The 19,248-nt window shown below is 60.1% G+C and carries 18 protein-coding genes; 16 read left to right on the top strand and 2 right to left on the bottom strand.

What is annotated here, in order from left to right:
* The first annotated feature begins 25 nt into the window (after positions 1 to 25).
* The 6 genes from fliN to flhB are packed head-to-tail and all read left to right on the top strand — an operon-like array spanning position 26 to position 3,899.
* Complete coding sequence (gene fliN, locus KJY40_RS09105; RefSeq protein ID WP_407681991.1) at positions 26 to 484, top strand: flagellar motor switch protein FliN; 459 nt, start codon at positions 26 to 28, stop codon at positions 482 to 484.
* Positions 485 to 943, top strand: coding sequence for a flagellar biosynthetic protein FliO (gene fliO, locus KJY40_RS09110; RefSeq protein ID WP_115077006.1), 459 nt, complete (start codon positions 485 to 487; stop codon positions 941 to 943).
* Positions 943 to 1,701, top strand: coding sequence for a flagellar type III secretion system pore protein FliP (gene fliP, locus KJY40_RS09115; protein WP_039765605.1), 759 nt, complete (start codon positions 943 to 945; stop codon positions 1,699 to 1,701). Before fliO ends, fliP begins: the two co-directional genes overlap by 1 nt.
* Positions 1,698 to 1,967, top strand: a complete 270-nt coding sequence (gene fliQ / locus KJY40_RS09120; protein WP_007951951.1) for a flagellar biosynthesis protein FliQ — start codon at positions 1,698 to 1,700, stop codon at positions 1,965 to 1,967. The genes fliP and fliQ overlap by 4 nt, the downstream gene beginning before the upstream one ends.
* A 3-nt stretch (positions 1,968 to 1,970) precedes the next feature.
* Positions 1,971 to 2,756: a flagellar biosynthetic protein FliR gene (fliR, locus tag KJY40_RS09125; RefSeq protein WP_085611525.1), complete on the top strand. Its 786-nt coding sequence runs from the start codon at positions 1,971 to 1,973 to the stop codon at positions 2,754 to 2,756.
* 3 nt (positions 2,757 to 2,759) lie between these two features.
* Positions 2,760 to 3,899 (top strand): flagellar biosynthesis protein FlhB, encoded by a 1,140-nt coding sequence (flhB, locus tag KJY40_RS09130; protein ID WP_230736295.1) that lies wholly within the window; start codon positions 2,760 to 2,762, stop codon positions 3,897 to 3,899.
* 100 nt (positions 3,900 to 3,999) lie between these two features.
* Here the strand turns inward: flhB and KJY40_RS09135 are convergent, their stop codons facing one another.
* The gene (locus KJY40_RS09135) at positions 4,000 to 4,374 is read right to left on the bottom strand and encodes a DUF6124 family protein (protein ID WP_230736297.1); all 375 of its coding nucleotides are present in this window, start codon (positions 4,372 to 4,374) and stop codon (positions 4,000 to 4,002) included.
* 654 nt (positions 4,375 to 5,028) lie between these two features.
* Positions 5,029 to 7,350, bottom strand: a complete 2,322-nt coding sequence (locus tag KJY40_RS09140) for a hypothetical protein (protein WP_230736299.1) — start codon at positions 7,348 to 7,350, stop codon at positions 5,029 to 5,031.
* 239 nt (positions 7,351 to 7,589) lie between these two features.
* Here KJY40_RS09140 and flhA point away from each other — a divergent pair, with 239 nt between their 5' ends.
* The 10 genes from flhA to motD all read left to right on the top strand — a co-directional run bounded on the left by flhA (position 7,590) and on the right by motD (position 19,246).
* A complete protein-coding gene (gene flhA, locus KJY40_RS09145) occupies positions 7,590 to 9,719 on the top strand; it encodes a flagellar biosynthesis protein FlhA (protein ID WP_230736301.1) in 2,130 nt (709 codons plus the stop codon).
* Positions 9,720 to 9,730: 11 nt separating this feature from the next.
* Positions 9,731 to 11,071, top strand: coding sequence for a flagellar biosynthesis protein FlhF (flhF, locus tag KJY40_RS09150; RefSeq protein ID WP_230736303.1), 1,341 nt, complete (start codon positions 9,731 to 9,733; stop codon positions 11,069 to 11,071).
* Positions 11,072 to 11,184: 113 nt separating this feature from the next.
* Positions 11,185 to 12,015 (top strand): flagellar synthesis regulator FleN, encoded by an 831-nt coding sequence (fleN, locus tag KJY40_RS09155; protein WP_003222917.1) that lies wholly within the window; start codon positions 11,185 to 11,187, stop codon positions 12,013 to 12,015.
* A complete protein-coding gene (gene fliA, locus KJY40_RS09160; protein WP_011333070.1) occupies positions 12,012 to 12,752 on the top strand; it encodes an RNA polymerase sigma factor FliA in 741 nt (246 codons plus the stop codon). Before fleN ends, fliA begins: the two co-directional genes overlap by 4 nt.
* A gap of 167 nt (positions 12,753 to 12,919) precedes the next feature.
* The gene (locus KJY40_RS09165) at positions 12,920 to 13,291 is read left to right on the top strand and encodes a chemotaxis response regulator CheY (protein WP_064378627.1); all 372 of its coding nucleotides are present in this window, start codon (positions 12,920 to 12,922) and stop codon (positions 13,289 to 13,291) included.
* A gap of 18 nt (positions 13,292 to 13,309) precedes the next feature.
* Entirely contained in the window at positions 13,310 to 14,098 is a 789-nt protein-coding gene (locus KJY40_RS09170; protein WP_230736305.1) for a protein phosphatase CheZ, read from the top strand.
* 39 nt (positions 14,099 to 14,137) lie between these two features.
* Complete coding sequence (locus KJY40_RS09175; protein ID WP_230736307.1) at positions 14,138 to 16,417, top strand: chemotaxis protein CheA; 2,280 nt, start codon at positions 14,138 to 14,140, stop codon at positions 16,415 to 16,417.
* Between the two features lie 49 nt (positions 16,418 to 16,466).
* Positions 16,467 to 17,603, top strand: a complete 1,137-nt coding sequence (locus KJY40_RS09180) for a protein-glutamate methylesterase/protein-glutamine glutaminase (RefSeq protein ID WP_085605808.1) — start codon at positions 16,467 to 16,469, stop codon at positions 17,601 to 17,603.
* Positions 17,603 to 18,343 (top strand): flagellar motor protein, encoded by a 741-nt coding sequence (locus KJY40_RS09185; RefSeq protein WP_085683348.1) that lies wholly within the window; start codon positions 17,603 to 17,605, stop codon positions 18,341 to 18,343. The genes KJY40_RS09180 and KJY40_RS09185 overlap by 1 nt, the downstream gene beginning before the upstream one ends.
* Positions 18,344 to 18,355: 12 nt before the next feature.
* Positions 18,356 to 19,246: a flagellar motor protein MotD gene (gene motD / locus KJY40_RS09190; RefSeq protein ID WP_007959218.1), complete on the top strand. Its 891-nt coding sequence runs from the start codon at positions 18,356 to 18,358 to the stop codon at positions 19,244 to 19,246.
* Positions 19,247 to 19,248 lie beyond the last annotated feature (2 nt).

Here is a 19,248-nt window from a genome sequence, read left to right on the forward strand (position 1 = left end):
GTTTTTTGCCCGCCGAGGACAAATGATGAACGACGATATGAACACCCAGGACGATCAGGCACTGGCCGATGAATGGGCTGCCGCCCTGGAAGAAACCGGTGAAGCCGGGCAGGCCGACATCGACGCGCTGCTGGCTGCCGACGCTGGCGTTTCGGGCTCCAACCGTCTGCCGATGGAAGAGTTCGGCAGCGTGCCGAAGAACAACGATCCGGTGACCCTCGATGGTCCGAACCTGGACGTGATTCTCGACATTCCGGTGTCGATCTCGATGGAAGTGGGCAGCACCGACATCAACATCCGCAACCTGCTGCAACTCAACCAGGGTTCGGTGATCGAGCTCGATCGTCTGGCCGGCGAGCCGCTGGACGTGCTGGTCAACGGCACCCTGATCGCTCACGGTGAAGTGGTTGTGGTCAACGAAAAGTTCGGCATCCGTCTGACCGACGTGATCAGTCCGAGCGAACGCATCAAGAAGCTGCGCTGAGTGAAAAAGGTTCTGGGGGCTTTGTTCGGTCTGGCGCTGGCGTTGCCGTTCAGCGTGCTGGCGGCCGAGCCGGTGGCGGCAACTGCGGCCGCTGCTGCGCCGGCCGTCAACAGCGGCGTGGCGGGTCAGCTGACGCAACTGGTGCTGGGGCTGTTGCTGGTGCTGGGGTTGATCTTCTTCCTCGCCTGGCTGTTGCGCCGGGTGCAGCAGGCGGGGCCCGCCGGCAAGGGGCAGGTGATCGAGCTGATCGGTTCCCGCGCGCTCGGGCCGCGTGACCGTCTGATGCTGGTGCAGGTCGGCAACGAGCAGATTCTGCTCGGCCTCAGCCCCGGAACCATCACAGCGTTGCACGTGCTCAAAGAGCCGGTCGAGGTGCCGAGCACCGCCGACAAAGCGACACCGGAATTTGCCCAGCATCTGTTGAAGATCCTCGGCAAGGATCAGAAGGATAAGAAGTAATGGGTGCGTTGCGCATCGTCTTGACCCTGGCCTTGATGTTGGCCGCGCCGCTGGCATTCGCCGCCGATCCGTTGTCGATCCCGGCGATCACCCTGGGCACCAACGCCGAGGGCGCGCAGGAGTATTCGGTCAGCCTGCAGATCCTGCTGATCATGACGGCGCTGAGCTTCATTCCGGCCGCCGTCATCCTGATGACCAGTTTCACCCGGATCATCATCGTCTTCTCGATCCTGCGTCAGGCTCTGGGCCTGCAGCAGACACCGTCGAACCAGATCCTCACCGGCATGGCGCTGTTCCTGACGCTGTTCATCATGGCGCCGGTGTTCGATCGCGTGAACAACGATGCCTTGCAGCCGTACCTCGCGGAAAAGCTGACGGCCCAGCAGGCAGTGGAAAAGGCTCAGGTGCCGATCAAGGACTTCATGCTCGCCCAGACCCGCTCCAGCGATCTGGAGCTGTTCATGCGCCTGTCCAAGCGCACCGACATCGCCACTCCGGATGCTGCGCCGCTGACGATTCTGGTGCCGGCGTTCGTGACGTCTGAACTGAAGACTGCGTTCCAGATCGGCTTCATGATCTTCATCCCGTTCCTGATCATCGACCTGGTGGTCGCGAGCGTGCTGATGGCGATGGGTATGATGATGCTGTCGCCGCTGATCATTTCCCTGCCGTTCAAAATCATGCTGTTCGTGCTGGTGGATGGCTGGGCGCTGATCATCGGCACCCTGGCCAGCAGTTTCGGAGGTGTATCGCCATGACGCCAGAAGTAGCGGTCGACATCTTTCGCGAAGCCCTGTGGCTGACCACCATGATGGTGGCGATCCTGGTGGTGCCGAGTCTGTTGGTGGGCCTGCTGGTGTCGATGTTCCAGGCCGCCACCCAGATCAACGAACAGACCCTGAGCTTCCTGCCGCGTCTGCTGGTGATGCTGGTGACACTGATCGTCGCCGGCCCGTGGCTGGTGCAGACGTTCATGGAATACATCACCCAGTTGTACAAAAACATTCCGATGGTCATCGGCTAAGCCATGCAATCGCTGCTTCAGCTGACCGATACCCAGATCAGTACCTGGGTGGCGACGTTCATGCTGCCGCTGTTTCGCGTCGCCTCGATGTTGATGGTGATGCCGGTCTTCGGAACCACGCTGGTGCCCCGGCGGATCCGCCTGTACTTCGCCTTCGCGATCACTGTGGTGATCACGCCCAACCTGCCGCCGATGCCGGCGGTCAGCCCTCTGGACCTCAGCGGTCTGCTGCTGATTGCCGAGCAGATTCTGGTCGGTGCGGTGCTGGGCTTCTCTCTACAACTGTTCTTTCAGGCCTTCGTGGTGGCGGGGCAGATCGTCGCGATCCAGATGGGCATGGGCTTCGCGTCGATGATCGACCCTACCAACGGCGTGTCGGTGGCGGTGATCGGGCAGTTCTTCACGATGCTGGTGACGTTGTTGTTCCTGTCGATGAACGGGCACCTGGTGGTCTTCGAAGTGCTCACCGAAAGCTTCACCACGCTACCGGTCGGCGGCGGGCTGATGACCACGCATTACTGGGAGCTGGCCGGCAAACTCGGCTGGGTGCTGGGCGCCGCGTTGTTGCTGGTGCTGCCGGCGGTCACCGCGCTGCTGGTGGTCAACATCGCCTTTGGTGTGATGACCCGGGCCGCGCCGCAGCTGAACATTTTCTCTATCGGCTTTCCGCTGACCCTGGTGCTCGGGCTGTTCATCGTCTGGGTCGGGCTGGCGGACATTCTCAATCAGTATCAACCGCTGGCCACCGAGGCCTTGCAGTTTTTACGCGAACTGGCAAAGGCGCGCTGAGTCATGGCTGAGAGCGAAAGCGGTCAGGACAAAACAGAAGACCCCACGGAGAAGCGCAAAAAGGACTCCCGGGAGAAGGGCGAGATTGCACGCTCCAGGGAGCTCAATACGCTGGCGATCATGCTCGCCGGTTCCGCCGCGCTGCTGATTTTTGGCGGGATGCTGGCGCAGGAATTGATGGAGCTGATGCGCCAGAACTTCACACTGTCGCGGGAAGTGATCATGGACGAGCGCTCCATGGCGACGTTCCTGATGAGTTCCGGATTGCAGGCATTGCTGGCGATCCAGCCGATCATGATCACGCTGTTGCTGGCGGCGTTCCTCGGGCCGATTGCGCTGGGTGGCTGGCTGTTCGCCGCCGGATCGCTGGCACCCAAGTTCAGCAGGATGAACCCGGCGGCGGGCTTCAAACGGATGTTCTCGATGAAAGCCGTGGTCGAGCTGCTCAAGGCGCTGGCCAAGTTTCTCATCACGCTGGGTGTGGCGCTGGTGGTGCTCAATTCGGACATCGATGACCTGCTGCGCATCGCCCATGAGCCGCTGGACCGGGCGATCATTCACAGCTTGCAACTGGTGGGCTGGAGCTCGCTGTGGCTGGCGTGCGGGTTGATCATCATCGCGGCCGTCGATGTTCCCGTGCAGATCTGGGAGAGCATCAAGAAGCTCAAGATGACCAAGCAGGAAGTGCGCGACGAGCACAAGGACCAGGAAGGTCGGCCGGAGGTCAAGCAGCGGATTCGCCAGGTCCAGCGCGAGATGTCGCAACGCCGGATGATGGCGGCGATCCCGGATGCCGACGTGGTCATCACCAACCCGACCCACTACGCCGTGGCGCTCAAGTACGACGCCGAGAAGGGCGGGGCGCCGATGCTGCTGGCCAAGGGCAGCGACTTCCTGGCGCTGAAGATCCGCGAAATCGCCGTGGCCAACAACGTCATGCTTCTCGAATCGCCAGCGCTGGCGCGTTCGATCTATTACTCCACGGAACTGGAAGAAGAAATTCCCGGTGGTCTGTATCTGGCGGTCGCTCAGGTCCTGGCCTACGTCTACCAGATCCGCCAGCACCGCGCGGGCAAGGGCAAGTTCCCGGAACCGCTCAAGGACGACCTGCCGATCCCGCCGGATCTGCGGCGCGATTCCTGATTCTGATGAAACAAAAAAACCGCCATCCGGTTGAGCCCGGAGGCGGCTTTTTTTATGCCTGATGACATGCGTCGTGGCCGCTGACGCATTTCTCAAGCCTTTACACGGAGGTCTGCGACGGTTGTAGTTCCAGATTATTCAACACCCGATTCGCAGCCAGTTCCCCAAGCATGATCAGTTGCCCGATGCCCGTCAGTGTCCTGCGTTGCGAGGCGGGCATGAGGTGGGCGAAGTCATTGGCGATGGTTCTGGCGGAAGCGAGGGTTTCGCAGAGTTCGACCAGCAGTTCTTCGTTTTTGAAGTCCGCGGTGACGGCGTACATTCTGCGGGTCTTGCGCGGCGGTGGCGTGGCGCCGGGCGGGCAGAGATAGTGATCGAGGGCGCGGTCGGCGGCTTCGTGAAGCTTTCTGGAGTCGAGGGATTCGTAGGGCGAGGCGGGATCGGTTTCGGGTGGGTTGGGTGTTGGTTTGATCATGGTGAAGCTCCTTTGGGGTGGCGCCGCCAAATCCAGTCGCTAAACAGGAAGGGTGGCGGCTGTACGCAGGTTAGCGAACCGGTCAAAGGCACCCGGTAGACCACAAGGGTCTCCCGCATACAGCCACCATAACGAAATTGCAGACAAGCAGATCCGCAACGAAGCCTGGAGCGCTGGTGCACCTTTAATTCGAACCGAGTCGCTAAACCCGATCGCTGATTCGTCAGCGACCGATCCACAATAGAACCCGACCCCACAGCGCACAAGCCGGCGGATTCTGGCGTAGCTGTAGGCAATGGCGCAAGAATTCGTAGCCTTCAAGGCGTGTCTGAAGGTGTCTTTTAAACACCGAAGTTTAAAAGACGTTTTGTGCTGACTTCTCGGGACTCTTCGCGAGCAAGTCGAATCGTCGCACTGTCGCTCCCACATTTGGAACGCATTCCTCTATGGGAGCGAGCTTGCTCACGAAGACACCATCCTGGTCAGCAGGAAACCCACGCTCAAGTCCCGCTGTTCCAGTCATTGGTAAATAAATACGTCCCTTTTTTTCTCTTTTTTTCTTTCTGTGGGAGCGACTTTGCTGGTAAATAAATACATCCCTTTTTTAGAGAGTGCTAGTAAGTGTGTCCACTTTTTTATTCAGTAGTTTGTTTTTTATCGTATACATTTAAAGTTGTCGAGAGCGATTACGTCGTTAGTGGTGATTATCTCAACTCGGGCAATGTCGATGTTCCTGAATTCGATGAGTTGTGCAGGGTTAAGTACTGTGGGAGTGAGAGATGCTCGACCTAGGAGTGCACCTTTTGAATTGTAGTAGTTTGCGCGATTTGTTACGTCTCCCCAGGCTTGATAAAAGCTGATGTATGAGTAAGTGTTTTTAAAGTTTAATTGTATTGTGCAGGTTCCCAGTGGCGTGAAAATTACTTGTCCTTCAATGTTTTTTAATTGAGGGTTGGGGTTTGACGTTGCTGGTCGTATAGTTACTGGTCTTGAAGAAGAAATGTTAGTGATGGTGACATATTGCATTTCGATCGATTCTCCGCTGAAAATTTCTCGATTTGGTTCATTGTCAAAAGTTATGAGTATTTCCTTTAGAGTTGAGATGAGTGTGAGGGTCAGTGTCGGAAGTAATATGGCCGGTATTCCGATGTTAGAGGGGAAGTCGACCCTTGCTATAAGGTGAATGTTGTCTCCGTCTTTAAATTTTTCAAGTTCATTTCGCGGTATGGCTTTTGTAAAGCCATCTCTAATGTTCTCGGCGGTGACTTGATGATTGGTTAGAAGCTCGATGGTGTGGGCGGCGCCTGAGTTGTCAGTTCCTGTGCACTGCAGATTTATTATCTGATTTGTGGAGATTCCAGTCCATGCACGCAATGTGGCCTCGGCATGGCCGGTAAAATCATTTAAGTTCAAAGTTTTACTCGATGCCTGGGTGACATTCGGTATCGGCAACCGCGTATCCCCATCTGCAATCCTCGATACACGAAACTTCGCTAACGGCGATTTCCCCGCCTGTCCCCCGTCACGATTCAAATTCCATCGAACCTCAATATTCTGACCATGCCGCTCGGCAAGAAATGCAGGGCTCAATACGGTGTTCACTCGCTTGTTGCTGTTAAACGCCACCAGCGGAAACGGCGTCGACCCCGCTGGTGGATTGACTTCCACCAGCCGTGCCCGATCACCGTCCCGCGCCTGCAGGTGTTCGATGCGTACCGTCACTCCATTCGGATAGGCCAAGACATCGATAGGGTTGACTGCCGGAGCCACCAGAGACGGCGGTAGCAAATCCTCCGGAGTCGATCCTGTTACGGTGCCGGTCGCCGGTCTGGAATTGCCCACCAGATCGCCGTTCGGCTTGCGCAGTTCGTAAGTCACGATGACGTTGCTACCGGCAAAAATCTTGTTGTTCGGCACTTCAAGGATGCACGGTTTTTTCTGCCCGAACGGATCCGCTTCGACTTTGCCGCTGACGGTAACCACTACATCAGCGGGTTGCCCCGTGTTTTTCGCGGTGTACGTCGCGATGACTTCATAGCCCGCGACAAAGCGCGGGTCTATCGTCAGGACCACCAGCAGCAATGGCCCGCCTGCCAGTTTCACCAGATCGATTTCCTCGGCGTCGTCGCCGGGATAATCCTCCATCCGCTCCAGCAGGATCGCCATCGGCAGACGCTTGCCATCCAGGTCCTCATCCACTGTCTGCACCGGCGACCACGGTGCATCGGGGTCCGGGCCGTTGCCGAGCTGATCGGTGACGGTGTAGGAAAAGTTCAGTTTCTGATCCAGTCGTTTCGCACGCTCCAGATAGGCGCGATCCACGGTGAAACCAAACATGATCGGTTCTTCGTCACCGGGATTCGGCGGTTGCGGCGCCTGATTCGGATTGACCCTGGGCTTGGGCTCCAGCAGTTCACCATTGCATTTGAGGGTGATGAGGTCATACGCCCGGCAATATGGATAGGCCACACACACTTCGGCGCTGACGAAATCCGGGCCGACGCCGTTCTTGATCGCGTCAGGCAGAAGGAGCTTGAGTTCAGAGTGGCCACCGGGATCGGTCAAGCGATCCTTCAGGCCGGGGCGGATGCGGTTATAGAGTATTTCGAGCGGGGGCGTGGACGTCCCTAAATTGCTGCTTCCACGCCTGACCGTGTAGTACAGCATGTTGATCCGGTCCGGGTGTAGTCGACCCTTGGGAATGCGCAGTGTGGTACGTGCGTTCGGATTGACAATGGTTTCGCTGTCCAGTGGAGCCTGTTCCCCCTTAAGCCAAAGCTCCATGACATCGTTGGGATCCATGTTGCCCGACGACGGCGGATCGACGGGAACGACAGCGCCTTCACCATCGGTGACCAGATCATAGGCGACCAGGGGCACTCCGATATGCGCTCCTTCCACGGGCGTGGTCTGGCCATTGACGATGGGTGGATAGAGGACGAGAACGGTGTTGTCCGGTGGGGTCGAGGCGGTCATGAATTAGGCTCCTGCGTGGTCGGAACGGTCAGGTGCCATTTAATCGCTGAAATACAGACCCCACACCTGTCAGATCTGACAGGTGCCGACAAGCGGTGATTGGCACGACATTCAAAGCAAAAGATCGCCTTTCTACGGTGATCTTTTTTTCGGTGCAAAAGTTGGAAGGCTTCTTGCAGTAGCCGCCGTGCGCCCGCTCCGGGCGTCAAAAGTTTGCTTTAAAGGAACGGGGAAAACCGGTGGATCGCTCTCAGTTAATCAACAGTGCTCGCTCGAACATTGCCGACCTCAGTCGGGGCAATCTGGGTGTGCCGCTGTTGCTGCTGGTCATGCTGGCGATGATGATGTTGCCGGTGCCGCCGTTCCTGCTCGACGTGTTCTTCACCTTCAACATTGCCCTGTCGATCGTCGTGCTGCTGGTCTGCGTGTACGCCTTGCGGCCGCTGGATTTCGCGGTGTTCCCGACGATCCTGCTGGTGGCGACGCTGTTGCGACTGGCGCTGAACGTGGCGTCGACGCGGGTGGTGATGCTCCACGGTCAGGACGGCCACGCCGCTGCCGGTAAGGTGATCCAGGCCTTCGGTGAGGTGGTGATCGGCGGTAACTACGTGGTCGGTATCGTGGTCTTCGCGATCTTGATGATCATCAACTTCGTCGTGGTGACCAAGGGTGCCGGCCGGATCTCCGAGGTGAGCGCGCGTTTCACCCTTGATGCGATGCCCGGCAAGCAAATGGCGATTGACGCCGACCTCAACGCCGGTCTGATCGACCAGGCCCAGGCCAAGGCCCGCCGTCAGGAAGTGGCACAGGAAGCAGAGTTCTACGGTTCGATGGACGGTGCCAGCAAGTTCGTGCGCGGTGACGCCATCGCCGGTCTGCTGATTCTGTTCATCAACCTGATCGGCGGCATGGCCGTCGGTATCTTCCAGCACAACATGACCTTCGCTGACGCGGGCAAGGTTTACGCCTTGCTGACCATCGGTGACGGTTTAGTGGCGCAATTGCCATCACTGTTGTTATCTACAGCTGCGGCGATCATGGTGACCCGTGCTTCCGGCTCGGAAGACATGGGCAAGCAGATCAATCGCCAGATGTTCGCCTCGCCCAAAGCGCTGGCGGTGGCTGCCGGTCTGATGGCGGTCATGGGCCTGGTGCCGGGCATGCCGCACTTCTCGTTCCTGAGCATGGCCGCCCTGGCTGCCGGTGGCGCTTACCTGTTCTGGAAGAAGCAGAACGTGGCCAAGGTCGTCGCTCTGGAAGAGGTCAAGCGTCAGCAGGAGCTGCTGCCGTCGCCGGCCCGCGCCATGGAAACCAAGGAGCTGGGCTGGGACGACGTAACGCCGATCGATATGATCGGCCTGGAAGTCGGCTACCGCCTGATTCCGCTGGTGGACCGCAACCAGGGCGGACAATTGCTGGCGCGGATCAAGGGCGTGCGCAAGAAGCTCTCGCAGGATCTGGGCTTCCTGATGCCGACCGTGCACATCCGCGACAACCTCGATCTGGCGCCGAGCGCCTATCGCCTGACCCTGATGGGCGTGATTCTGGCCGAGGCCGAGATCTACCCGGATCGCGAACTGGCGATCAACCCGGGGCAGGTCTACGGCACGCTCAACGGCATCACCGCCAAAGATCCGGCTTTCGGCCTGGAGGCGGTGTGGATCGAAGTCAGCCAGCGCGCCCAGGCGCAATCGCTCGGTTACACCGTGGTGGACGCCAGCACCGTGGTTGCGACCCACTTGAACCAGATTCTGTACAAGCACTCCAGCGAGCTGATCGGCCACGAAGAAGTGCAGCAACTGATGCAATTGCTGGCCAAGAGCTCGCCGAAACTGGCTGAAGAGCTGGTGCCGGGCGTGGTCACGCTGTCGCAGCTGCTCAAGGTGCTGCAGGCGTTGCTGGCCGAACACGTGCCGGTGCGCGATATCCGCAGCATTGCCGAAGCCATCGCCAACAATGCCGCCAAGAGTCAAGATACCGCCGCTTTGGTGGCCGCTGTGCGAGTCGGCGTATCCCGCGCCATCGTCCAAAGCATTGTAGGGACTGAGTCGGAGCTGCCAGTTATCACGCTGGAGCCAAGGTTGGAACAAATATTGCTCAATAGTCTGCAGAAGGCAGGACAAGGCTCGGAAGAGGGCGTTCTGCTGGAGCCAAGCATGGCCGAGAAGCTGCAGCGTTCGCTGATCGAAGCGGCGCAGCGCCAGGAAATGCAAGGTCAGCCGGTGATCCTGTTGGTAGCAGGCCCGGTTCGCGCGATGCTCTCGCGCTTTGGTCGCCTGGCAGTTCCCGGACTGCATGTGCTGGCCTACCAGGAAATTCCGGACAACAAGCAAGTGACCATCGTTGCGACAGTAGGGCCCAACGGCTGAGGTAGTGGTTTATGCAAGTTAAGCGTTTTTTCGCCGCCGATATGCGTCAGGCCATGAAGCTGGTTCGTGATGAGCTGGGCGCTGATGCCGCCATCATTGGCAACCGCCGCATTGCCGGCGGCGTCGAGCTGACGGCGGCGCTGGATTACAAACTGTCGGCGCTGGCGCCACGGGTTCCGAACATGGAACTCGAAGACGAGCTGCGCAAGACCCAGTCACGCATCGTCACTGCCCAGGCCGAGCTGAGCCTGCGTGGTGAGGCCGACGGCAACACCAATCGCCAGTTGTTCGCCGGGCTGCCGTTGACGGCCGGCCTGCCGCTGACCGCTGCCGAACCGCTGACCGAACCGACCTACGAGGCTCCGGCCCGTCCAGCCCCGGCGCCTGCACCGGTTTCCGCTGGCGTTGACCCGCGTGCTCTGGACTCGATGCGCTTCGAACTCAACAGCCTGCGCGAACTGATGGAAGTGCAACTCGGCACTCTGGCCTGGAACCAGCTGCAAGGCAGCCGTCCGGCCCAGGCCAATCTGTACCGTCGTCTGCAACGCATCGGTTTGTCCGGCCCGTTGTCCCGCGATCTGCTGTCGATGATCACCGAGATCGACGAACCGCGTCAGGCCTGGCGCATGCTGCTTGCGCACCTGGCGCGGATGATTTCCGTACCCGAAGTCGAGCCGCTGGAAGAGGGCGGTGTGATTGCCATGGTCGGTCCTGCCGGCATGGGCAAAACCACCACCCTCGCCAAACTGGCCGCCCGTTACGTGCTCAAGTACGGCGCGCAGAACATCGCGCTGGTGAGCATGGACAGTTTCCGTATCGGTGCTCAGGAGCAACTCAAGACGCTGGGCCGCATCCTTAACGTTTCGGTGACCCACGTCGATCCGGGCCAGTCCCTGGTGCAGGCGCTGGATCCACTGCTGCGCAAACGCGTGGTGCTGATCGATACCGCCGGCCTGCAGGCCAGCGATCCGGCCCTGCGCATGCAGCTGGAAAGTCTGGCCGGTCGTGGCATTCGGTCGAAAAATTATCTGGTGCTGGCAACCACCAGCCAGAAACAGGTTCTAACCGCCGCTTATCACAGTTACAAGCGTTGCGGGCTCGCTGGGTGCATCCTGACTAAACTGGATGAGACGGCCAGCCTTGGCGAAGTGCTGAGTCTGGCGATCAGTCATGAACTGCCGGTCGCCTACCTGACCGATGGCCCACGGATTCCGGATGATCTGCATCTGCCGCGCCGTCATCAATTGGTCAGCCGCGCCGTCAGCGTGCAAATGCAGGAAGAACCCAGCGAAGAAGCCATGGCTGACATGTTCGCTGATATCTACCACAGTCCGACCAAGCAGGTTGGCTGAGGTAATGAACAGTTTTTGTACCTACATCGATGGTCTGCCACGCATTGTTCCGGTTGGGAACGCGCAGCCAGTAATGTGGCCTCCGTCTATGCAAGACAAGGTAAAGAAATAACATGGGCAGCATGCATCCCGTACAGGTGATCGCGGTGACCGGCGGCAAAGGTGGCGTCGGCAAGACTAACGTGTCAGTGAACTTGTCCCTGGCGCTGGCAGAGCTTGGCCGTCGGGTCATGCTGCTGGATGCCGACCTGGGTCTGGCGAACGTCGACGTTCTGCTGGGCCTGACGCCCAAACGTACTCTGGCCGATGTGATCGAGGGCCGCTGCGAGCTGCGCGACGTACTGTTGCAAGGTCCCGGCGGGATCCGCATCGTGCCGGCCGCTTCCGGTACGCAAAGCATGGTTCACCTGAGCCCGGCCCAGCATGCCGGCCTGATCCAGGCGTTCAGCGATATCGGCGACAATCTCGATGTGCTGGTGATCGACACCGCTGCGGGTATTGGTGACTCGGTAGTCAGTTTCGTTCGCGCGGCGCAAGAAGTGTTGCTGGTTGTTTGCGACGAGCCGACCTCGATCACCGACGCCTACGCGCTGATCAAACTGCTCAACCGCGATTACGGCATGAACCGCTTCCGCGTCCTGGCCAACATGGCCCAGAGCCCGCAGGAAGGTCGCAATCTGTTCGCCAAGTTGACCAAGGTCACGGATCGCTTCCTCGACGTCGCCCTACAATACGTCGGCGCAGTGCCCTACGACGAAAGCGTGCGCAAGGCGGTGCAGAAGCAGCGTGCGGTCTATGAAGCCTTCCCGCGTTCCAAGTGCGCACTGGCGTTCAAGGCGATCGCACAGAAGGTCGACACCTGGCCGCTGCCCGCCAACCCGCGCGGCCACCTCGAATTTTTCGTCGAGCGCCTCGTGCAGCAAACGGCAGGACCTGTGCTATGACCGCCAGCGGTATGAATTTCTACAAGAAGTCGGCGCGTGACGCGCAGTACGAGCTGATCGAGCGTTACGCGCCACTGGTCAAACGCATCGCCTACCACTTGCTGGCGCGGTTGCCGGCCAGTGTGCAGGTCGAAGACCTGATCCAGGCCGGGATGATCGGCCTGCTCGAAGTCTCGACCAAATACGACGCCAGCAAGGGCGCCAGTTTCGAAACGTACGCGGGCATCCGGATCCGCGGCGCGATGCTCGATGAAGTACGCAAGGGGGACTGGGCTCCGCGCTCGGTTCACCGCAACACCCGTATGGTCAGCGACGCAATTCGCTCGATTGAAGCTAAAACCGGCCGTGACGCTAAAGATCACGAAGTTGCGGCCGAACTCCAATTGAGTCTCGACGATTACTACGGGATTTTGAACGACACCCTGGGCAGCCGGCTGTTCAGTTTCGACGACCTGTTGCAGGACGGCGAACACGAAGGGCTGCACGAGGATGGCGCCAGTGCTCATCTGGAGCCGTCGCGCGATCTGGAAGACGAACGTTTCCAGGCCGCGCTGGCGGACGCGATTGCCAATTTGCCGGAGCGTGAGCGACTGGTGTTGGCGCTGTACTACGACGAAGAGCTGAACCTCAAGGAGATCGGTGAAGTCCTTGGCGTCAGTGAATCGCGGGTCAGCCAGTTACACAGCCAGTGCGCGGCCCGCTTGCGGGGGCGTTTGGGGGAGTGGCGAGCGCGCTGAAGGCAGTGTGGGGACACTGCGAACGAGGCTGGTGCGGTGGTGAACGGCACCGGTCTTGCTCTGTTGTGCTCCAGACAGTCATCGAGTGTTTTGCCGGATTGATTGAAATGGCGCGTCCAGGTGCTGGGCGCGTTTAAGACTGCTTGGAGGTCGAATTGAACAAAGACATGAAAATCCTCATCGTTGATGACTTCTCAACGATGCGGCGGATCATCAAGAACCTGTTGCGTGATCTCGGGTTCACCAACACCGTTGAAGCCGACGATGGCGTCACTGCCATTCCGGTACTCAACAGCGGCAGCATCGACTTTCTGGTGACCGACTGGAACATGCCCGGCATGACCGGCATCGATCTGCTGCGTCACGTGCGCGCCGATGAAAAACTCAAGCACCTGCCGGTGCTGATGGTGACCGCTGAAGCCAAGCGCGAGCAGATCATCGAAGCGGCCCAGGCCGGCGTGAACGGCTACGTGGTCAAACCTTTCACGGCCCAGGCGTTGAAAGAAAAAATCGAGAAGATTTTCGAACGCATCGGCTGATGAACGCGCGGGGGAGCTATGGAGCATAACGAATCTTCACAGGGCGATTTCGAGTCGACCCTGAAAAAACACGCGGTCGAACTGGTCGAAAGCCTTGAAAAGGGCAGGTTTGGCGACGCTGTGCAACTGATCCATGAGCTCAATCAGACCCGTGACCGTGGCCTGTACCAGGAAGTGGGCAAGCTCACGCGTGAACTGCACAGTGCGATCGTCAATTTCCAGATCGATCCGCACATGCCGCAGGCCGAGGAAGTGTCGCAAATCACCGACGCTACCGAGCGTCTGGGCTACGTGGTCAAACTGACCGAAGCTGCCGCCAACCGCACCATGGATCTGGTGGAAAGCGCGACCCCTGTGGTCAATGGCCTGGCTGACGAAGCCCAGGCCTTGAGCGCCGATTGGAGCCGCTTCATGCGCCGTGAGGTCGGGGCTGAAGAGTTCCGTGAACTGGCGCGCCGGGTCGACGGTTTTCTGGCACGCAGCAGCGCGGACAACCGCGCAGTGTCGAGCAATCTGAATGACATTCTGCTCGCCCAGGATTACCAGGACCTCACCGGCCAGGTGATCAAGCGCGTGACCCAATTGGTCACCGAAGTCGAAAGCAACCTGCTCAAGCTCGTGCTCATGGCCAGCCAGGTGGACCGCTTTGCGGGCATCGAACATGACCGTGCGGCGATGCTTGCTGAAAAAGATCCACAAAAACATCTCTCGCAGGGTGAAGGTCCGCAGATTCATGCCGATAAACGAGAAGACGTTGTGTCCGGTCAGGACGATGTGGACGATTTGCTATCCAGCCTTGGATTTTGAGTTTTTTTGGGTTTTTAGACCTGTAGGAGCACCCCATTAATGAGCTTCGGCGCCGATGAAGAGATCCTTCAGGATTTCCTGGTTGAGGCCGGCGAGATTCTTGAGCAACTGTCCGAACAACTGGTCGAGCTGGAAAGCCGCCCGGATGACGCAGATCTGCTCAACGCAATTTTTCGCGGTTTCCACACTGTAAAAGGGGGCGCCGGCTTCCTTCAGCTCAACGAGCTGGTGGAGTGCTGTCACATCGCCGAAAACGTGTTCGACATCCTGCGCAAGGGTGAGCGACGCGTCGATGCAGAACTGATGGACGTGGTGCTCGAAGCGCTGGACGCGGTGAACAGCATGTTCAGCGAAGTCCGCGATCGTAGCCCGATCACTGCCGCCACCCCGGAACTGCTGGCCGCCCTGGCGCGTCTGGCCGAACCGCAATCGGCGGATGAAGCCCCGGCTTCGCCTGTTGCCGAGATGATCGAAGAGCTGGTCGTTGAAAACGAAACCGGCGATTCGGGCGACATCACCGATAACGAATTTGAACAGTTGCTGGACTCGCTCAATGCCGTCAAGGCTGAAGCCGAAGCCCCGGCGGCTGCCGCTGCGCCTGCTTCCGATGAAGCAGCCAGCGATGAAATCACCGACGCCGAGTTTGAGTCGCTGCTCGACCAGTTGCATGGCAAGGGCCAGTTCGCGGCGGACGCCGTGGCTCCGGCAGCCGCTGCACCTGCTACTCCGGCGGCGGGCGACAACTCGGACATCACCGACGACGAATTCGAAGCCCTGCTCGATCAGTTGCACGGCAAGGGCAACTTTGCCGTCGATGCGCTGGAGTCGGCGATTGCTTCGGTGCCTGCGCCTGCTGCCCCGGCAGCCGCTGCGGCCGGTAGCGATCTGATCACCGACCACGAGTTCGAATCGCTGCTCGACGATCTGCATGGCAAAGGCAAGTTCACCGACGTCGCCACCGGTGCCGTCGTGACCGCCGGCAATGCTTCGGCGGTTGCAGCGCCTGCTGCCAAGGCCCCGGCCGCTGCGGCAAAACCTGCTGCAAAAGCGCCTGAGCCGAAAGCCGAACCGGCCAAACCGGCTGCCGCTGCTGCACCGGCTCCGGCCCGTGCACCGGCGACTCCGCCACCGGAAAAGCCGGCGAGCGAAGCCGAGACCACCGTGCGTGTAGACACTGCACGTCTCGACGAAATCATGAACATGGTCGGCGAGCTGGTGCTGGTGCGTAACCGTCTGGTGCGCCTGGGCCTGAACAGCGGCGACGAGTCGATGCAGAAAGCCGTGTCGAACCTCGACGTGGTCACCGCCGACTTGCAGACCGCGGTGATGAAGACCCGGATGCAGCCGATCAAGAAAGTCTTCGGCCGCTTCCCGCGTCTGGTTCGCGACCTGGCACGCCAGCTCAAGAAAGAGATCAACCTGGAACTGGTGGGCGAAGAGACCGACCTCGACAAGAACCTCGTCGAGGCACTGGCCGACCCGCTGGTCCACTTGGTGCGCAACGCGGTCGACCACGGCATCGAGTCGCCGGAAGAACGCGAAGCGTCGGGCAAGGCCCGTGGCGGCAAGGTGATCCTGGCGGCCGAGCAGGAAGGCGACCACATCCTGCTGTCGATCTCCGACGACGGCAAAGGCATGGACCCGAACGTCCTGCGCGCCATCGCCGTGAAACGCGGTGTGATGGACAAGGATGCCGCCGATCGCCTGAGCGACACCGAGTGCTACAACCTGATTTTCGCCCCGGGTTTCTCGACCAAGACCGAGATCTCCGACGTGTCCGGCCGTGGTGTGGGCATGGACGTGGTGAAGACCAAGATTTCCCAGCTCAACGGTTCGATCAACATCTACTCGACCAAGGGCCAGGGCTCGAAGATCGTCATCAAGGTGCCGCTGACGCTGGCGATCATGCCGACCCTGATGGTGATGCTCGGCAACCAGGCGTTCGCGTTCCCGCTGGTGAACGTCAACGAAATCTTCCACCTCGACCTGTCGACCACCAACGTGGTGGATGGCCAGGAAGTGGTGATCGTGCGGGACAAGGCGCTGCCATTGTTCTACCTCAAACGCTGGCTGGTCAGCTCCGCCGCTCACGAAGAGCAGCGCGAAGGCCATGTGGTGATCCTTTCGGTGGGCACCCAGCGGATCGGCTTCGTCGTCGATCAACTGGTCGGCCAGGAAGAAGTGGTCATCAAGCCATTGGGCAAGATGCTCCAGGGAACTCCGGGCATGTCCGGCGCCACCATCACCGGTGACGGCCGCATTGCACTGATTCTCGATGTTCCGAGCATGCTCAAGCGTTACGCCGCACGGCGTATTTGAATCCGGGGCGGCGGGGCGACAACGTCCCGCCGCACCTAATGGAGTGTTTATGGCAGTCAAAGTCCTGGTGGTGGACGATTCGGGTTTTTTCCGCCGCCGCGTCTCGGAAATTCTTTCAGCGGATCCGAGCATCCAGGTTGTCGGCACGGCAACCAACGGTAAAGAGGCGATCGATCAGGCCCTGGCCCTCAAGCCGGACGTGATCACCATGGACTACGAGATGCCGATGATGGATGGCATCACGGCCGTGCGGCACATCATGCAGCGCTGCCCGACCCCGGTGTTGATGTTCTCCTCGCTGACGCACGAAGGCGCCCGGGTGACCCTGGATGCGCTGGATGCCGGCGCGGTGGATTTCCTGCCGAAGAATTTCGAAGACATCTCCCGCAACCCGGAGAAGGTCAAGCAACTGCTGTGCGAGAAGGTTCACAGCATCTCGCGCAGCAACCGTCGTTTCAGTGCCTACAGTGCGCCGGCGCCTGCCGCTGCACCTGCACCTGCGCCGACTCCGGCAGCAGCGCCGTCGAGCTTTGGCAGCCACAGTGCTCCGGCCCGTCCGGCACCAGCGCCTGCACCGACTCGCGCGCCAGCGGCCAGCGCTTCGTCGCCGGCCCCGAAACGCAAAAACTACAAGCTCGTGGCGATTGGTACATCGACCGGCGGCCCGGTCGCACTGCAACGGGTCCTGACCCAGTTGCCGGCGAGCTTCCCGGCGCCGATCGTGCTGATTCAGCACATGCCGGCGGCCTTTACCAAGGCCTTCGCCGAACGTCTGGACAAGCTGTGCCGCATCAGCGTCAAGGAAGCCGAGGATGGCGACATCCTGCGTCCGGGGCTGGCGCTGCTGGCACCGGGTGGCAAGCAGATGATGATCGACGGCCGTGGCGCGGTGAAAATCCTGCCGGGTGACGAGCGTCTGAACTACAAGCCGTGCGTGGACATCACTTTCGGTTCAGCGGCCAAGTCCTACAGCGACAAAGTTCTGGCGGTCGTGTTGACCGGCATGGGCGCCGACGGCCGCGAAGGTGCACGCCTGCTCAAGCAGGGCGGCAGCACGGTCTGGGCTCAGGACGAAGCCAGTTGCGTGATCTACGGCATGCCGATGGCCATCGTCAAAGCTGACCTCGCCGACGCGGTGTACAGCCTGGACGATATCGGCAAGCACATCGTCGAGGCATGCGTCTGATGGATGTTCTAAGCCTTATCGGAATCATCATGGCGTTCGTCGCCATCATCGGCGGCAACTACCTAGAAGGTGGTCACCTCGGCGCGCTGGCCAACGGCCCTGCAGCGCTGATCGTGCTCGGTGGCACCATCGGTGCCGCGCTGCTGCAATCGCCGATGAGCGCGTTCAAGCGCGCCATGCAGATTCTGGCCTGGATCTTTTTCCCGCCGCGTGTGGACCTGGCCGGCGGTATCGACCGCGTCGTCAACTGGAGCCTCACCGCCCGCAAGGAAGGCCTGCTGGGTCTGGAAGGCGTGGCCGATGCAGAGCCCGACGCCTACTCGCGCAAGGGTCTGCAACTGCTGGTTGACGGCGCCGAGCCGGAAGCGATCCGCAGCATCCTCGAAGTGGATTTCTACACTCAGGAAGCCCGCGACATCGAGGCCGCCAAAGTGTTTGAAAGCATGGGCGGCTACGCGCCGACCATCGGCATCATCGGCGCGGTGATGGGCCTGATCCACGTGATGGGCAACCTGGCCGATCCGTCGCAACTGGGCAACGGGATTGCGGTCGCGTTCGTCGCCACCATCTACGGTGTGGCCAGTGCCAACCTGGTGTTGCTGCCGGTGGCCGCCAAGCTCAAGTCAATCGCGTTGCGACAGTCGCGTTATCGCGAAATGTTGTTGGAAGGGATCTTGTCGATCGCTGAAGGTGAAAACCCACGCTCCATCGAGTTGAAGCTTCAGGGCTTCATGGATTAAGGGACTGACCTCATGGCACGTCGTCGCCAGCATGAAGAGCACGTAAACCATGAACGTTGGCTGGTTTCCTACGCCGACTTCATTACCTTGCTCTTTGCCTTTTTCGTGGTGATGTACTCCATCTCGTCGATCAACGAAGGCAAGTACAAGATCATCTCCGAAGCGCTGATCGGGGTCTTCACCGATTCCGACCGCGCGCTCAAGCCGATCCCGATTGGCGAAGAACGACCGAAGACCGTGACCCCGGCCAAGCCGCTGGTCAAGGACGCCGAACAGGTCGACGCCGGCATCGCCGGGGCCAGCGATCCGCTGAAAAGCATTGCCGATGACATCAGCGCCGCGTTCGGCGACCTGATTTCCTCGAACCAGATGACCGTGCGCGGCAACGAGCTGTGGGTCGAGATCGAACTCAACTCCAGCCTGTTGTTCGGCAGCGGTGATGCGATGCCGAGCGACATCGCGTTCAACATCATCGACAAGGTCGCGGCGATCCTCAAACCGTTCGACAACCCGATCCACGTCGAAGGCTTCACCGACGATCAACCGATCCGCACCGCGCAGTACCCGACCAACTGGGAACTGTCCTCGGCGCGTTCGGCGAGCATCGTGCGCATGCTGGCGATGCAGGGCGTAAACCCTGGCCGCATGGCGTCGGTGGGCTATGGCGAATTCCAGCCGGTGGCCAACAACGCCACCGCCGAAGGCCGGGCGAAGAACCGTCGTGTGGTGCTGGTGGTGTCGCGCAATCTCGATGTGCGCCGCAGCCTGACCGGCACCGGAACCGCCCATGCGCAACCGGATGCCGCGTTGAAGCGTGCTGGCACACAAACTGCACCGACCCCGGTCAAGACGCCGGGACGCGAGAGTGCCGTCAATTCTCCGTCGCCCGCATTAATACGCTGAAC

It is taken from the genome of Pseudomonas fitomaticsae (assembly GCF_021018765.1).
Classification (GTDB): Bacteria; Pseudomonadota; Gammaproteobacteria; order Pseudomonadales; family Pseudomonadaceae; genus Aquipseudomonas; species Aquipseudomonas fitomaticsae.

Coding starts and splice junctions, on each gene's coding strand:
- KJY40_RS09165 (WP_064378627.1), top strand. CDS start 12,920: ATGAAAATCCTCATCGTTGATGACTTCTCAACGATGCGGCGGATCATC.
- KJY40_RS09175 (WP_230736307.1), top strand. CDS start 14,138: ATGAGCTTCGGCGCCGATGAAGAGATCCTTCAGGATTTCCTGGTTGAG.
- flhF (WP_230736303.1), top strand. CDS start 9,731: ATGCAAGTTAAGCGTTTTTTCGCCGCCGATATGCGTCAGGCCATGAAG.
- KJY40_RS09170 (WP_230736305.1), top strand. CDS start 13,310: ATGGAGCATAACGAATCTTCACAGGGCGATTTCGAGTCGACCCTGAAA.
- KJY40_RS09180 (WP_085605808.1), top strand. CDS start 16,467: ATGGCAGTCAAAGTCCTGGTGGTGGACGATTCGGGTTTTTTCCGCCGC.
- fliN (WP_407681991.1), top strand. CDS start 26: ATGAACGACGATATGAACACCCAGGACGATCAGGCACTGGCCGATGAA.
- motD (WP_007959218.1), top strand. CDS start 18,356: ATGGCACGTCGTCGCCAGCATGAAGAGCACGTAAACCATGAACGTTGG.
- KJY40_RS09140 (WP_230736299.1), bottom strand. CDS start 7,350: ATGACCGCCTCGACCCCACCGGACAACACCGTTCTCGTCCTCTATCCA.
- fliA (WP_011333070.1), top strand. CDS start 12,012: ATGACCGCCAGCGGTATGAATTTCTACAAGAAGTCGGCGCGTGACGCG.
- flhB (WP_230736295.1), top strand. CDS start 2,760: ATGGCTGAGAGCGAAAGCGGTCAGGACAAAACAGAAGACCCCACGGAG.
- KJY40_RS09135 (WP_230736297.1), bottom strand. CDS start 4,374: ATGATCAAACCAACACCCAACCCACCCGAAACCGATCCCGCCTCGCCC.
- fleN (WP_003222917.1), top strand. CDS start 11,185: ATGGGCAGCATGCATCCCGTACAGGTGATCGCGGTGACCGGCGGCAAA.
- KJY40_RS09185 (WP_085683348.1), top strand. CDS start 17,603: ATGGATGTTCTAAGCCTTATCGGAATCATCATGGCGTTCGTCGCCATC.
- fliP (WP_039765605.1), top strand. CDS start 943: ATGGGTGCGTTGCGCATCGTCTTGACCCTGGCCTTGATGTTGGCCGCG.
- fliQ (WP_007951951.1), top strand. CDS start 1,698: ATGACGCCAGAAGTAGCGGTCGACATCTTTCGCGAAGCCCTGTGGCTG.
- fliR (WP_085611525.1), top strand. CDS start 1,971: ATGCAATCGCTGCTTCAGCTGACCGATACCCAGATCAGTACCTGGGTG.